This window comes from Paenibacillus sp. FSL H8-0079 (assembly GCF_037991315.1).
Classification (GTDB): Bacteria; Bacillota; Bacilli; order Paenibacillales; family Paenibacillaceae; genus Paenibacillus.
On the sequence record NZ_CP150300.1, the window covers coordinates 4,979,058 to 4,994,035 of the forward strand.

General features: G+C 47.5%; 13 protein-coding genes. All 13 read right to left on the bottom strand.

Features of this window, described 5'->3' with window-relative positions; all coding sequences use genetic code 11:
• Positions 1-38 precede the first annotated feature (38 nt).
• The 13 genes from pstA to MHI06_RS22345 all read right to left on the bottom strand — a co-directional run bounded on the left by pstA (position 39) and on the right by MHI06_RS22345 (position 14,944).
• Positions 39-950, bottom strand: coding sequence for a phosphate ABC transporter permease PstA (gene pstA, locus MHI06_RS22285; RefSeq protein ID WP_169481929.1), 912 nt, complete (start codon positions 948-950; stop codon positions 39-41).
• Positions 947-1,915 (bottom strand): phosphate ABC transporter permease subunit PstC, encoded by a 969-nt coding sequence (gene pstC, locus MHI06_RS22290; RefSeq protein ID WP_169481928.1) that lies wholly within the window; start codon positions 1,913-1,915, stop codon positions 947-949. Before pstC ends, pstA begins: the two co-directional genes overlap by 4 nt.
• Before the next feature lie 105 nt (positions 1,916-2,020).
• The gene (locus MHI06_RS22295) at positions 2,021-2,884 is read right to left on the bottom strand and encodes a phosphate ABC transporter substrate-binding protein (protein ID WP_169481927.1); all 864 of its coding nucleotides are present in this window, start codon (positions 2,882-2,884) and stop codon (positions 2,021-2,023) included.
• 72 nt (positions 2,885-2,956) lie between these two features.
• Complete coding sequence (locus tag MHI06_RS22300; RefSeq protein WP_248278219.1) at positions 2,957-4,357, bottom strand: stalk domain-containing protein; 1,401 nt, start codon at positions 4,355-4,357, stop codon at positions 2,957-2,959.
• Positions 4,358-4,659: 302 nt separating this feature from the next.
• Positions 4,660-5,487: a sugar phosphate isomerase/epimerase gene (locus tag MHI06_RS22305; protein ID WP_169481926.1), complete on the bottom strand. Its 828-nt coding sequence runs from the start codon at positions 5,485-5,487 to the stop codon at positions 4,660-4,662.
• Positions 5,488-5,633: 146 nt separating this feature from the next.
• The gene (locus MHI06_RS22310; RefSeq protein ID WP_340399146.1) at positions 5,634-6,956 is read right to left on the bottom strand and encodes an LLM class flavin-dependent oxidoreductase; all 1,323 of its coding nucleotides are present in this window, start codon (positions 6,954-6,956) and stop codon (positions 5,634-5,636) included.
• A gap of 71 nt (positions 6,957-7,027) precedes the next feature.
• Positions 7,028-8,260, bottom strand: coding sequence for an MFS transporter (locus MHI06_RS22315; RefSeq protein WP_169481924.1), 1,233 nt, complete (start codon positions 8,258-8,260; stop codon positions 7,028-7,030).
• A 146-nt stretch (positions 8,261-8,406) separates the two neighbouring features.
• Positions 8,407-8,850: a GNAT family N-acetyltransferase gene (locus MHI06_RS22320; protein ID WP_340399147.1), complete on the bottom strand. Its 444-nt coding sequence runs from the start codon at positions 8,848-8,850 to the stop codon at positions 8,407-8,409.
• A 248-nt stretch (positions 8,851-9,098) separates the two neighbouring features.
• Positions 9,099-9,998, bottom strand: a complete 900-nt coding sequence (locus MHI06_RS22325; protein ID WP_340399148.1) for an ROK family protein — start codon at positions 9,996-9,998, stop codon at positions 9,099-9,101.
• A gap of 22 nt (positions 9,999-10,020) precedes the next feature.
• Positions 10,021-11,499 carry a glycoside hydrolase family 32 protein gene (locus MHI06_RS22330; protein WP_340399150.1) on the bottom strand — a complete coding sequence of 493 codons (1,479 nt, stop codon included), beginning with the start codon at positions 11,497-11,499 and terminating at the stop codon, positions 10,021-10,023.
• A 22-nt stretch (positions 11,500-11,521) separates the two neighbouring features.
• On the bottom strand, positions 11,522-13,135 hold the full coding sequence (locus MHI06_RS22335; RefSeq protein ID WP_340399151.1) for an ABC transporter substrate-binding protein: 1,614 nt from the start codon (positions 13,133-13,135) through the stop codon (positions 11,522-11,524).
• 50 nt (positions 13,136-13,185) lie between these two features.
• The gene (locus MHI06_RS22340) at positions 13,186-14,067 is read right to left on the bottom strand and encodes a carbohydrate ABC transporter permease (RefSeq protein ID WP_091027870.1); all 882 of its coding nucleotides are present in this window, start codon (positions 14,065-14,067) and stop codon (positions 13,186-13,188) included.
• 16 nt (positions 14,068-14,083) lie between these two features.
• Positions 14,084-14,944, bottom strand: coding sequence for an ABC transporter permease subunit (locus tag MHI06_RS22345; RefSeq protein ID WP_248278224.1), 861 nt, complete (start codon positions 14,942-14,944; stop codon positions 14,084-14,086).
• Positions 14,945-14,978: the final 34 nt, after the last annotated feature.

Below are 14,978 nucleotides of genomic sequence, written 5' to 3' on the forward strand. Positions count from 1 at the left end.
ATTCCTAGACGATACAGAGTTAAGGTATCCTCTCTTCATCACGCTTGATTTTTACGTGCATTCAGCCACAGGGGTACACGGAACAAAACATTAATGAGCAACGCCACAAAGATCAGCACAGCTGTGGTTTTCTGCGCAATTTCCTCGGCATCCGGCACAATCGCTTCCGATTGAATGTACCAGAGATGTACAGCAAGGGTTCCTCCCGGCGATAGCAAATTAAAGTCCCACATCTCCCCGGATGTAGACACCCCAGCGGTTAGAATAATGACAGCACTCTCACCGAATGCCCGGCCTGCCGTCAGGCAAATGCCTGTCATGATCCCGTTGATAGCCACCGGCAACAACACTTGGCGGATCGTCTGGAGATGCGTTGAGCCCAGCGCGAATGATCCATTGCGAAGCTCCACCGGAACCGCCCTGACGGATTCCTCTGTTACTCTGGTAAGCACAGGCAGGTTCAGGAAAGCAAGACTGACGGCTGCTCCCAGAATGGTAAGACCTATTTCGAAAAACTCCACAAACAGGGCAATTCCGAACAATCCGAAGATGATGGATGGCACAGAGGACAATCCCTCCACGCAAATACGAACGGTCTCGATCAGCTTATTGTTTGGTGCAAACTCTGCGAGATATATGCCTGCCGCCATACCAATAGGGATGGAGATGAGCAGGGACAGAATCAACACATAGAACGAGTTGAACAGCGCCGGGCCGATCCCTCCCCCTTCTTCAATCTCACTAGGAACACCATAGAGAAAATCCCAGCTTAGCAGAGGCAATCCTTTGTTCAGTAGCAAAAATAACAGTCCAACGATAAATAAAATGACGACAATACCGACACCCCATACCATGCCTGTAAAGAGTCGATCCATCACCATCGAGGAACTTCTCCGTTTGCCAAAAGAATAAGACGGGACGGCAGCGTTCGCCTGCTTCTTCACACTCATACGTTTCGGTCCCCTCTCTTCTGAAGCAGTCTTACAATAACGATCATCAGGATCGAAATCGCGAGCAGGATAAAGCCCATCATGTACAGAGCATGATTCCAGGTGGAGTCGAATTCGACGCTAGAGATCTGCATAACGATATTACTGGTCAGCACGGCTGTTGGGGTGAACAGACTATTCGCGAGCTGCGCGGTATTACCGATGACCATCACCACCGCCATCGTCTCACCGATCGCACGAGTCATTCCAAGAATGACCGCGTACATGATTCCGCCTTTTGCAGCAGGTAAGACGACACGAGTCACGGTCTGGAATCGGTTCGTACCGAGCGCATAGGCAGCATCACGGTATTTGTTCGGCACAGCAGATATGGCATCATCACTGATCCGGCTAATCGTGGGAAGTACCATAATGGTCAATACAATCGACGCAGCGAGTAACCCATCAGCCAGATCACGTCCGCTAATATCCCTTAGCCAGGGGATGAGGATCGTCAGTCCCAGGAAACCGTACACTACAGAGGGAATACCCACCAGCAGATCCAATACGGGCCGCAGAATATGGCGAAGCCACTTGGGCGTCATTTCAGCCAGAAATACAGCAATGATGACAGAGAGTGGAATGGCAAACAACATGGTGAGACCTGTAAGAGCCAGTGTTCCGAGGATAAAGGTCAGTGCACCATAGTGTTCATTTTCCGGGTCCCAGTTGGTGGAGAAAAAGAATTCACGCAGCGACACATCTGCAAAAGTAAGAACGCCCGTACGAAGCATGAGAATTAAGATACATAAGAGAACCAAACATACAAAGATCGTACTGCCGATGCACACCATACGAAACAGGTTATTGGACCACCTTAGACGCGCCTTACGGTTAAACCGCGTGCCCGAATCAGCGGCCTTACCAAGGCTCGTGCCAAGTTCACTGGGGGTGGGGCTGTTCGGGGATGGATTCAAATCGATCATGAAGTGCTCTTCCTTTCACATAGAGAAGCCAGCTTGCGACCATGCGCAGAAGCTGGCTATCCCTTTTCTTATGAAATGTGAGAATGACGAACGTTTGATGCTCCGTTATTTTACAGCCGCAAGCGGAATGAATTTCAGCTTTTTCAGGGAACCGTTCTGGAACTTGCTGCTTTGGATGTACTCAATGAACGCTTTGGTTGCACCGGTAGGTTGACCTTTAGTCATGTAATATCCGATACCCCAGACTTTGTACGTTTTGTTCAGAACGTTTTTCTCTGTAGGTGCCACGCCATTGATGGATACTGCCTTCATTTTGTTAGTTACATAAGGAAGGTCAATATAACCGATCGCATTCGGTGTCGTTTCGATGGTAGTTTTCATATCACCGCTGGAGCCAACTTCTTTGTAGTTATCACCTTTGCTCATGAAATCCTTACCGTCGAGCGCTTTTTGCTGGAAGTTGACCCGTGTACCGGAACCGAACTTACGGTTAACAACAACGATGTTGGCATTAGCACCGCCGACGTCTTTCCAGTTGGTCACTTTACCAGAGAAGATGTCCTGCAATTGTTTCGTGGTCAGACTGCTTACACCCACATTTGTGTTAACAACAGCCGTGAATACTGTCACTGCTACTGGATTAGCAACCATTCCATCGAATTTCTTGAAGCCAGGTACATCCTTGGATGCGTCCCAGTCCACAGCACCGATGTCGGCAATGCCTTTACGTACGGATTGAGGACCTGTGATTGAACCTGCGGCGGAAGCCGAGATTTTGACTTTTGGATTATCTTTCTTGAATTCACTTGCAGCCTGAAGAGTCAGTGGAAGCAATGCCGAGGAACCGTTGATGACAATCTTACCTTTCTCTGTGCTCTTGGCAGCGGATACCGTCGTTGCTCCTCCAAGTCCACCAATTAGGGATACAGCCATAAGCATTGCCGTGAAGGGTTTGATCCATTTTTTCATTTTTATAAACTCCTCTCGAATTATAAAATAGTTAATTATGATTACGTGCTTATCACTCTTGGATCAAAAAAATCACTTCGTAACGGCTCTCCAGCTGCCACCCGCTTGTACCAGAACTTGGCCATTCTCAATTACAGCCAATTGTGATCCGGCAACGGTAATGGAGGATACATCGGAAGATACGGTATACAGTTTGGTTTGTTTTCCTGTCACCGTGTCAACGGAAATAATGACGCTATTGCTGTCATCTTGCGCAGCCAGTACGTACAAGACGCCACCCGACAGAATCGCTTGCTCTACATCGTGAACGCCATACACCGTTGTTGCCTCCTGGGATGAATCCACAGATTGCAGCGAAGCATTGCCGTCCTCGGACGGTACACTTACGTAGTAGGCTTTCTGCCCGTCAACGGACCATACAAACACTTTGTCATCAGTTGAAGTCGTTAACTGCGTCGCTTCAGGTTTTGATATTCCGTTGTTATACGAAAATAATTGCTGTTGATTGGCTGAAAAGTCGATAGACACGTTGTCTTCATCTACATTGGTTGCATCAGAGGTAACCTTACCCAGTGTCGTTACCGTGTAGATGAATCTTTTGCCGTCCGCAGACACATTCAGGTTTTCTTTGTAATCCACCTTATCTTCAACCAGTTTCTTAATTGTTCCATCTGCCAGATTCAGACTCGCAATGACCGACCCTTTATCTCCTTGCAGGAAATAAATCGCGCTTCCGTCCGCAGACCATACCAGTTCCGGTTTGATGCTTGTGTCACTGGTAATCAATTTCGAAGCCTTTGTCTTCAGATCAATAACGTAGACGGCTCCATCCGCATTCGTATACGCCGCTTGATTGCCACTCGGGGAAACGATAAGATCCGATCCGCCATCTGTCGTTAACAACAGATCGTATTTACCACTCGTGGTATTCACGAGATAATCGGTTCGGCCACTGTCATCACTTTTGGAAACGATCAGCTTGTCTGTTCCGGCAAAACGGGGATTTTCCGCACCTTCGAACAATGCTACCGTGCTAACCTCCAGCGCTCCGCTTCTCTTGACGATTGTGCCGCCAACACTGGATACCAATGGTCGGAGCGCAACGTAGCTTGTACCTCCAATGATCGTAACCGGTTGATTCAAATTCACTTTGTTGCCATCCACCAGAAGTTGTTTCGCATTGTTCTGGAGTGTCACCGTGTGACCATTTAACTTAATCACCGTCGTTCCACGTTGTACTTCCGCTTGCGCGCCAATAGCCTTGATCACATCACGGAGCGACACAAGGGTCTCACCATTCTTCACGATGGAACGAACGACGACGCTGTTTCCGTTTATTGTAAGCGTGGAGTTTTGCACCTGAGCTGTACTAGCTGCAGGTTTCACTGCAGGAGCAGCTGATACTGCACTGACCACAGAAGTTGTTAACACTGTGGCTACCATGGACACTACTAACACCTTTTTCATTGACATTGGCTTTGGTCACCCTTCTTTTCTCCATATAATTTGCCTTGTATGCCGTGCCCTGTTGTCTGGTATTTTGCATGTATCATCAATATGAGAGCTTGTCCGCCTCATCCCCCTTAGCTTCCACGTTCATAGTAAAAATGACCTATCACGTTTGTAATTATAGGAGCGAATTGTAAACGGGAAATCTTGGATTTGTTAACGAATTGTCAATGTTTTCATATCAACACATTCATATGATTAAACACAACAAAATGACCCATACACAATGTATGGGCCTTTGCGGTCATTATATGTTTTCTCACACATTATACTGTGGCAAACACCTGATCAAACCCAGCCTTCGACTTGGAAAATAGTTCATTCGTACCAAGATTAGATGCCGGGGCCAGTACTTCCTGAGCCACCACACCATTGTAGCCAATCGCCTGCAGATTTCTCAGAAATCCACCCAGATCAATAACCCCTTCGCCGGGATACAAACGCTCATAATCCAATAATTCTTCCACCGGCAGGTCATAGGCATCATTGATATGAACATGAACAATCTGCTCTTTCTTCAGCTTCAACAGATCCTCCATCGGTAGACCATTCGTATGCCAGTGATAGGAATCTACGAGCAGGCCAACATTGGGCGCATGGATCGTTTCTATCCAGTCCAGGGTATCCTCCACACGCCAGATAAACGGATTCTTCCATTGCGTCCGCAAGTGATGGCAGCCAACAAACTCCAGCCCTAGCTTAATTCCGTAAGCGTCCAAGATATCTGCGCAGAGTCTCAAGCGTTTCGTAGCCGCTGCCATAAATTGCGCTGCCTGTTGATCCGTTGAGGGTAAAATATACGTGCAGCAGCTGTAACAGTCCAGCGAAGCAGAAGCTTCTGCCATAGCGACCAACGATTGCAATCCCTCACGAAATTGTTCATCTGTCGTCCGCCACTCCACCGTCAGACCCGATGAACCGATGATCACCTGATTACTCTCTAGCAGATGTTGTGCCTGTTCCTTGCCATACGTTTGAATCAATGAGAGCGGATTCAAATCTACAGATCCGAATCCGTGCTTGGCCGCATCTGTGATATATTGTGCATCTGACTCGATGTTTCCCAATCCCGCATTTGTTAACCCTCTAATCATCCCAATCTCCTCCTGTGACTCGTCTGGAATTGCAGATTGTTTATCGTATTCTTTATCATTTTATAATAACAGTACTCTCCGAAAAAGAAACCATAAAAAAAGAGTGGCAACAACGTTAATTTAACGTCATTACCACTCTAACTTCTCTATCTCACACGCTCTAACGTATATTGATTACGCGGAATCTCAAGACCCAGATTCTCCCTTAGCGTCTCATGTTCATACTCCGTACGGAACAGCCCTCGTTCTTGCAGAACTGGAACAACTAGCTCCACGAAATCTTCCAAGCCATTGGGCACCACGGTACGAACATTGAATCCGTCTGCCGCTTCGCCTTCAAACCATTCCTGAATCTGATCTGCGATCTGATCCGGTGTACCAATGAACGATGTGCGTGGGGTAGATGCCAGCAATGCCACTTGGCGCAGGGTCAGCCCCTGTTCTCGTGCCTGCTGCTTGATCTTGTCTGTTGTACTACGGAAGCTGTTGCTGCCGATCTCCCCAATCTCGGGGAAAGGTTCGTCCAGCGGGAACTGGGAGAAGTCGTAATGGTCGAAGTAACGTCCCAGATAATTCAGTGCGTGATCAATACTCACCAGTTCGGCAATTTCCTGATATTTCTGCTCAGCCTCTTCCGCTGTTCTACCCACAATGGGACCGATGCCAGGGAAGATCAGGATATCCGCTGCCTGACGTCCATACGCCACCGCTCTTGTCTTCACATCCCGGTAGAACTCCCTTGCTTCCTCCAGCGTCTCATGTCCTGTGTATACGGCATCCGCCGATCGGGCAGCCAGATCTTTCCCAGATTCGGATGAGCCCGCCTGGAAAATCACCGGATGACCCTGCTTCGAACGCCCCACATTAAGTGGACCCTGTACCGAGAAGTGCGTTCCCTTGTGATTCAGCGTATGTAGCTTGGCAGGATCGAAGAATACGCCCTGCTCCTTGTCTCCGACAAAGGCATCGTCCTCCCAGGAATCCCACAGGCCTTTGACCACATTCAGATGTTCTTCCGCAATTTCGTAGCGCAGCGCATGGTTGGGATGTTCGCCTTTGCCAAAGTTCAGTGCCGATCCTTCCAGAGGTGAAGTGACCACATTCCATCCGGCTCTCCCATCGCTTAATTGATCCAGTGAGGCAAACTGCCGCGCAACCGTGAAGGGTTCACTATAGGAAGTAGACAATGTAGCAACCAACCCAATGTGGGAAGTTGCCCCAGCGAGTGCGGATAGAAGCGTCAGAGGTTCGAAACGATTGAGAAAATGAGGATTGGACTTCTCGTTGATAAAGAGACCATCTGCAATAAAGAGCAGATCGAATTTCCCTTTTTCCGCGATACGTACCTGCTTCTTGTAGAATTCCAGACTAACGCTCGCGTTAATGGGAATATCCGGGTGACGCCAAAAGGAAATGCTGTTCCCCACTCCGTTCAGATTAGCTCCCAATTTCAATTGTCGTTGCGACATATATATTCCTCCCTATGTTGTGATAATGACCATTCAATTCGAGTATCCTTTTATCTCTGAGAGTCGTTCCATCATTTCTTTATGCTGTTTCCGCCAGCTTCTGCTGCTGCCATGCCTAATCCAGGTTTACCCGCCTGTTTCACATCACTAACCCTGACTGCCCAAGCCGCTCCAAGCAATACAATCCCTGTAAATAGAAAAATAAAGGGAATGCCGATCCATCCACCGAGAAAACCACCGATTAACGGCCCAAGCACGATACCGAACTGACTCGCCGTCTGACTCAGACTGACAGCCCTCCCCCGAAAGTCGTGATCAGCATATTTGATGATGAGCGCATTAAGCGCCGGATAGACCGCGGCAAAGAACAGACCATAGACAAATCGCAGGCTACCAAAATAAATCAGATTATTTGCTGTCATTTGCAGCAGACTACCAATTCCGCCGCCGAGAAGACCGATAAACAATGTTTTCTCGTACCCGATCCTCCCACCAATCTTGCCCCAGCGCGGCCCCATAATGACGGTTGCCACACCAATCGCCGAGAAGACAATACCTGCACTAAGTGTTGCACTGCCGATATCTCCGCCAATCTGGACCACATAGAGCGTCAGCACCGGCTCGATGATAAGTACGGAGGTCGAGACTAGCAGAATCAAACCGTAGATTCGCAACAAGCCGGGCGTGGAAGCCGCTCTTTTCAAATCCCCTATGATCTTCGTTGGAACGATCGTACGAGCTTGTCGTGACTCCTTAACACCGAGGACCATCAGAGCCGCGAGTAATGTAATCACAGCCGATGCAATGAAACATCCCCGCAGTCCGATCCAGTGACTCAGCACACCACCGGCAAGAGGGCCAAGAATCCCACCCGCAGCGCTGGCCGTGGAGATCACGCCAAGTGCATAACCCACATGTTTCTCCGGTGTATTGGTGCCAATCAGTGTAATTGAGGCGGGATGAAAACCAGCCATGAGTCCCTGAAAGACCCTCACCGCGATAAACGTATACGGATCGTAAACAAAGAAGTTAGCCAGATGTGCAATGCCTAGCCCAACTCCTGAACGGACCAACATCAGTTTACTGCCATATTTATCAGCCAGTGATCCCCAGAAGGGTGCACATAATCCACTGATCAGAAAGCTAATCGAGATCGAAATCCCGGACCAAGCTTCCAGGCCACTCTGGATACCGAGATCATTTTGCAGGAATATAGGAAAGAACGGAACGGACAGCGAGTACGCCATATGATTGAAAAACAGACCGAACCACAGAATATACAGATTTCGTTTCCATTGTGGCATCTTGGCATTCTCCATACTATATAATTCCTATATAAAAAGTAGGTTATTATCCATATTAGGGTACGACCAACGGAAAGTATAATAGAAAAGTTCAATAGACCCATTCAAGAATTAAATGAATGGGTCTACTACGTATGGTAATCATACTATTCCGGCACTTGGACCGACATAAACACATCGACCTCGTCTTCACTATCCAACACAAATCCAAATCGTTCATACAATCGCCGAGCGGGACTTCCCTGCAAAACATTTAAAATAACCTGTTTCCCCTGAACTTCATCCTGTTCCAGCAGCATGTTCAGTACCTGAGTTCCTATTCTCTGGCCCTGATAATCGGGATGTATGTAGAAATGTTCCAATAGATATGCCTCAGACTTGGGCTTCAACGCTACACAACCTACCATTGAACCCTCCACTTCAATAATACGTGTGTGAGCAGGATCGAATGTATTGCGGAAACGTTCACGCACTTTCACATCATCGTACCTTCCCAGCCTGGTTAAATCATCGTATAGTACCAACGCTCGCAAATCAGCCAGTTGCTCTTGGTCTGCCTGTACAGCTTGACGCATTGTTATTGGGTTCATTCGTTGAATTCCTTTCCATTGGAGACACGTTAAATTTTGAATTCCTTATCGCACGGTAGGGATAGACACTAAAAATCATACCTTTGGCAGCTCACTTGAGCAACATCGGATTTTAGAACGCACTATATTTTTCAAACATAATTAACTCCTCAAAGAAATAAAAAATCCCAAAAAGGACAGTACAGTCAAGCTTAACTAAATAAGCGAACCGCAACCGTCCCTTCTGGGATTTAGATTATTTCAGACAACTACGAAGCATGTGAAGCTTGTGCAGCATGCTGCAATGCTTCCAGACCCAATGCTAGCGCACCACACAAGCCTGCATGCTGGCCCAATCCGGGCTTCACAATGTACTGGTCGATATGTTGCGTGATCGGAGCTGCATTCACATAACCATTGAGATTCCGCACTACCTGCTTCCGGATCATAGGAAACAGATGATCTTGCTGCATCACACCACCGCCCAAGATGATCTTCTGTGGCGAATGAAGCAAGATAGTAGTTGTAATTGACTCCGCAATGTAAAAGGATTCGATCTCCCACGCAGGATGATCTGCCGGCAGTTCACTGCCAGGGATTTGCCAACGTGCTTCAACAGCTGGTCCTGCAGCCATCCCCTCCAGGCAATCGCCATGATACGGACATAACCCGGCAAAGTGGTCGTCTGGATGGCGTCTTGTGCGAATATGTCCACCCTCGGGATGTAACAAGCCGTGTACTCTTTGGCCCCCTGCCACGAGTCCAACACCAACGCCTGTGCCAATCGTGTAATATACACAGTTCTCCAGTCCTTGCGCCGCTCCCCACGTCACTTCACCGAGCGCGGCAGCATTCACATCCGTATCCCATCCAATAGGAACCGGAAATTCATGCTTCAAAGTTCCAACCACATCACAGTTTCCCCACCCAGGCTTAGGTGTGGTTGTAATATAGCCATAGGTGGGACTATCCGGTTGCAGATCAATCGGACCAAAGGAGCCGATACCCATCGCTTCCACATCTTTATCCCTGAAATAGTCGATCACCTTGGCAAGCGTTGTCTCCGGATGTTCTGTTGAAAAGCTGATCCGATCTTCAATCTGTCCATGCTCATTCCCTACACCACATACAAACTTCGTTCCGCCTGCTTCTATGGCTCCAATACGCATCGTTCTGCACTCCTTCCCTTCATTACAATTGACCTGTAGCTTTGGTCGGCGATATCTCATAGATATGAAGTGAAGAGAATGAAAGATCGCTATTTTCAGCATGAACAGAGATGCCTATGGAATCCACATCCGGATAGATCAGATCCGTAATAACGGCCTGACCATCATTTGCAAATACCTCCACAGATGAATGATCTACAAAGATACGCAAACTTTGATTTCCATTCACCTCTTTTAACTCAGCTGTATGGCGGCCCAGGAAATGTTCATGAAAATCGATGATGCCCGATCTACTACGATCGATATACACTTCTCCTCGGTTGGCGTCTACGCCAACGACCGTTTCCTGATCTGCACCGCTTCTTAGTGCAAAATGGAACGACTGATTCGGAGTCCACTCTGCATGGATCTCATAGTTCACTAGTTGCAAAGCGTTCAACTGCTCGCTCACTTGCTGAATCGATGCATCCTGTAGGGACAATATCGGCGTACGGCCTTGCTCAAGTTCACGCGCAGGACGTTGAATCAGTACAACTTCTCCGGCTCTTGTCTCCAGTGTTAACTCTCGTGCAATGGTCATTGCTCCACGGTAATTATTGGTTGGCGTCTGGTTGGCATACATCCAGTTGCTCATCCAGCCGATAATGAGGCGTCTTCCATCTTCCTCAGGAACGTCAGACCAACTAACGCCCGCATAGTTATCCCGACCATAATCAATCCAGCGAACCGTATGGGATGCCTCGTCTGGGACAAATGTAGTTCCATCAAAATCTCCGGTAAAATATTGTGTTCTGGAGCCTTCAATAAAAGCAGGATCTGCACCGATGCTAACGAGCATCACCCATTTCTCCTGCCCTGAATCTCCATCCACTGCAAGTGGGAACAGGTCGGGGCATTCCCACACGCCATCGTGTGAACCAATCCCGGCGCCGAATTCACTACCTAGCGTCCAATCCTTCAGATTGGGAGAATGATACAGACATACCGTTTGACCACAAGCGATAACCATAACCCATTCCTTGGTCTGCTCATGCCAGAACACTTTCGGATCACGGAAATCGACAAAGGAATCATGCTTTAATACCGGATTACCCTCGTATTTAGTCCAAGTTCTGCCGTTGTCTTTGCTATACGCGAGACTCTGGGTTTGTATGGCATCCTGGTCTTTAACTTCAAGATGGTGGGTGAAAATAGCAACCAATCCTGGCTCATCCTCAAAGAATCCGGTCGTATTATTCCAATCCACTATGGCGCTTCCGGAGAATATAGTGCCATTCTCATCGGGGAGTAAAGCTATCGGAAGCTCCTCCCAGGAGATCAGGTCCCTGCTCACTGCATGGCCCCAATGCATAGGCCCCCATGTGGTTCCATGTGGGTGATGCTGATAGAACAAGTGATACTCACCTTTGAAAAATACCATGCCATTTGGATCGTTGATCCAATTTTCTTTTGGTGTAAAATGATAGACGCCTCTGTGATCCTGATTAAGTATGGTTGACATGATGTTCTCTCCCTCATTTATCTTATTTAGTATTACGGTCATATCCCGCTTGTTTAATCTGAAGCCATTCTTGCAACCCAAGACGATCCAGCTCTTTCAGATAAGCATCCCATTCCTGATCGACTTTCCCGTTCTGATACCATTCCGTACGCAGACGCAGCACGTAGGCGAATAGATCCGTCTCAATCGTGGACAATCGATCCAGTTCATCAATAGAGAAGAACACACTTGGATACACGTTCTTCGCTTTCATATGCGGAACCATAACCTTATCAAGAAGTTCCATGCGCCAAGCTGCATCTTCCGGTTTGGTTGTGTATTTATCATAGTAACTGTCGAGAATGGCCAGCGGTCCCGCGATACTGGTCTTTTGTCTAAGTTCCACAGGTGCAGAGCCTTCCAGTGGAAGATGCTTCAGCATCCCTTTGGCTTCATCGAATTCAAAAATATTTTGCTGACTCTCATCTCCATAGGTACCCCAGTTGTTCTGTACAGATTGGAGTGGATCGTACAATTGGTCAACCCACTTCGCTGTGGATTCCAGGTTTTTATTGCTGCTGGTAATGACCATGCGACCACGATCAAGACCGATGCCATTCGTTCTTGTGACATTGACCTCTCCGCTAGGTCCAGCAACCGGAGGAAGAACATCATACGTATCATTCATGCCTGTAATGTTGGCCTTATCCCAAGTGAAGTACATGCCGTACTTGTTATCCTTGCCTTTCGCAAGATACGTGTTCCAATCCTGTTGATACGATTCCACATCCACGAGACCTTCCTGAACCAGTTCATGAATGTATTTAACCGCTTCCTTGTAACCCGTATCGGCTGCTGTAAAGACCACTTTTCCTTCATCCGTTACCACGGTATGATCCCAGTTCTCCCCGAGTCCAAATGCCGCAAAGAGAAATGTCAGATCTTCTCCGCCCGGTTTGTTAATGAAAGAAAGCGGAATTTCGTCGGCCTTGCCATTACCGTTCGGGTCTTGGGTTTTGAACGCGATCAGCACTTCTTTTAATTCCTCGGTTGTCTTCGGCATCTCCAGTCCGAGCTTGTTCAGCCATTCCACATTAATCCAGGGCAAGTTATCCACCGACTGAATGCGTTGTTTGCCACTGCCGAGTTCTTCAATCCACGGGAAGGAATAGATATGTCCGTCTGGAGCCGTGATCATACTCTTGTATTCGGGAGCCTCCTCCAGCACCTTTTGCAGATTGGGCATGTACTGTTCAATCATGTCTTCGAGTGGAATGATCGCCCCATCCTTCGCCAGTTTCAGGAGATCATAATCCCCATAACCTGAATCAAAAATGGCATCCGGCAAATCACCGCTGGCTACCGCCAGATTTCTTTTTTCCGCAAACACATCACTCGTATAGTTCTTCCAGTTGATATGCACATTGGTTTTCTCTTCGAGTCGCTTGTTAATGAGCTTGTCGTTCGGATCAGCGGGAGCCAGCGGAGAGCTCTGTGTTATAAAATTCAATGTCACTTTGCCATCTGGTGATTGCGCCTCACTTGCTGCGCCGCCTCCACCCCCGCCGCAGGCGGTTAGAAAGAGCATCGCAGATAACATGGAAATGGACGCCGTTGTAACGGCTTTTCTGGACTTCTTCACTTTTTTCATAATCATGACCTCCATGAGTTGGATTGGAACGAACTTACTGTATTGCAGGCTGTTCACTATTTGAGGGAACCAACCATGACACCTTTTTCGAAATACTTCTGGAAGAACGGGTACATAATGATGAGTGGCAGACTCGAAATGACAATCGCTGAGTATTTAATCATCTCGGAGAGCCGTTTCAGTTCTGCCATGGCAAGCTGATCACTGATCATGCCCGGAGCAGCCTGATTCTGAATCAAAATCGAACGCAGAACGAGCTGTAACGGATGTAGTTTCGGATTATCCAGATAGATCATTGCATCAAAATAGGAATTCCATTGCCCAACGAACGCATACAGGGCGAGTACAAAAATAATGGGCTTCGACAACGGAATGACAATCTGGAAGAAAATCTTCATCTCGGAGGCGCCATCCACATTCGCGGCTTCTTTCAGTTCCCGAGGGACTCCTTTGAAAAAGGTTCTGGAAAGAATAATGTTCCAGACGTTGACGGCTCCAGGAATGATGATCGCCCACACCGTATCGAGCATGCCGAGATTACGTATGAGTAGATACGTAGGGATTAATCCCCCGCCGAAGAACATCGTAATGATAAAGATAATCATGAAAAATCCGCGCCCCGCAAGCCTATCATCTGACAATGCATAGCCTGCAAATATGGAAACGGTCACAGTAATCAGTGCAAAGGAAACCGAGTACAATACCGCATTCGCAAACCCTCGGATCATGGCTGGATTGGATAATATCATCTGATAACCATCTAGACTCCAGTCGGATACATTGAAGGATAGTCCACGGTTCAATAGCACTGTGGGGTCCATGAATGAAGCGATAACAATGTAAATCAAGGGAACAACGACAACCAGTACAGCACAGGTGAGAAAGATGGCATTGAGTGTGAGAATCAATCGATCCATTCCCGTATGTTTAACAACCATGGATACTACTCCTTTCCTAGTAGAGGCCTTCGCCTTCATTCAATTTCTTCACGATCAGATTCACCGTCACCAGCAGAATCACATTGATAACCGAGTTGAACAATCCCACAGCCGCTGAATAAGCGTAATCTCCCGATTGCAGTCCCACCTTGTAGACATACGTGGCAATGATCTCAGAGGAAGGCAGGTTCATGGACGTCTGCATCAGATAGGCCTTCTCAAATCCAATGGACATAATGCCACCAGCTGCCAAGATAAAGACGATAGCCATAATCGGTCGAATGGTTGGAAGGTCGATGTGCCGAATACGTTGAAGGAGGTTGGCTCCATCCAGATTGGCCGCATTGTGAAGCTCTGGATCAACATTGGCCAACGCCGCGACGTATATGATGGAAGCCCAGCCCGCTCCGGTCCAGATATCAGACAAAATGTAGATCCAGCGGAAATATTCAGGTTCAGACATGAACATAATTGGCTGACCTGTAATCCAAGTGGCTAATTGATTAATTGGCCCTGTCGGTGAGAGAAAGATAAACAGCATTCCCACAACGACAACAACGGATATGAAATTGGGTGCGTACAGGAACAATTGAATATTTTTCTTCACGCCAGCTTTGCGTACCTGATTCAGCATGAGTGCCAGCAAAATGGGCACCGGGAAACTGAATATCAATCCCCAAAAGCTGAGTTTAAGCGTATTCATTAAAATGATATCGAAATTGGGTGAAGCTATAAATTTCTCGAAATGCTTCAGTCCTACCCAATCACTGCCCATGATGCCTTTGATCGGACTGAAATCCTTAAACGCAATGATGGCTCCGTACATTGGGATGTACTTGAAGATCAGAGTCAAGATTAAGGCTGGTGCAAGCAACATATATAAAAAGTAATTTTTTTTGAGTTGCTGCAAC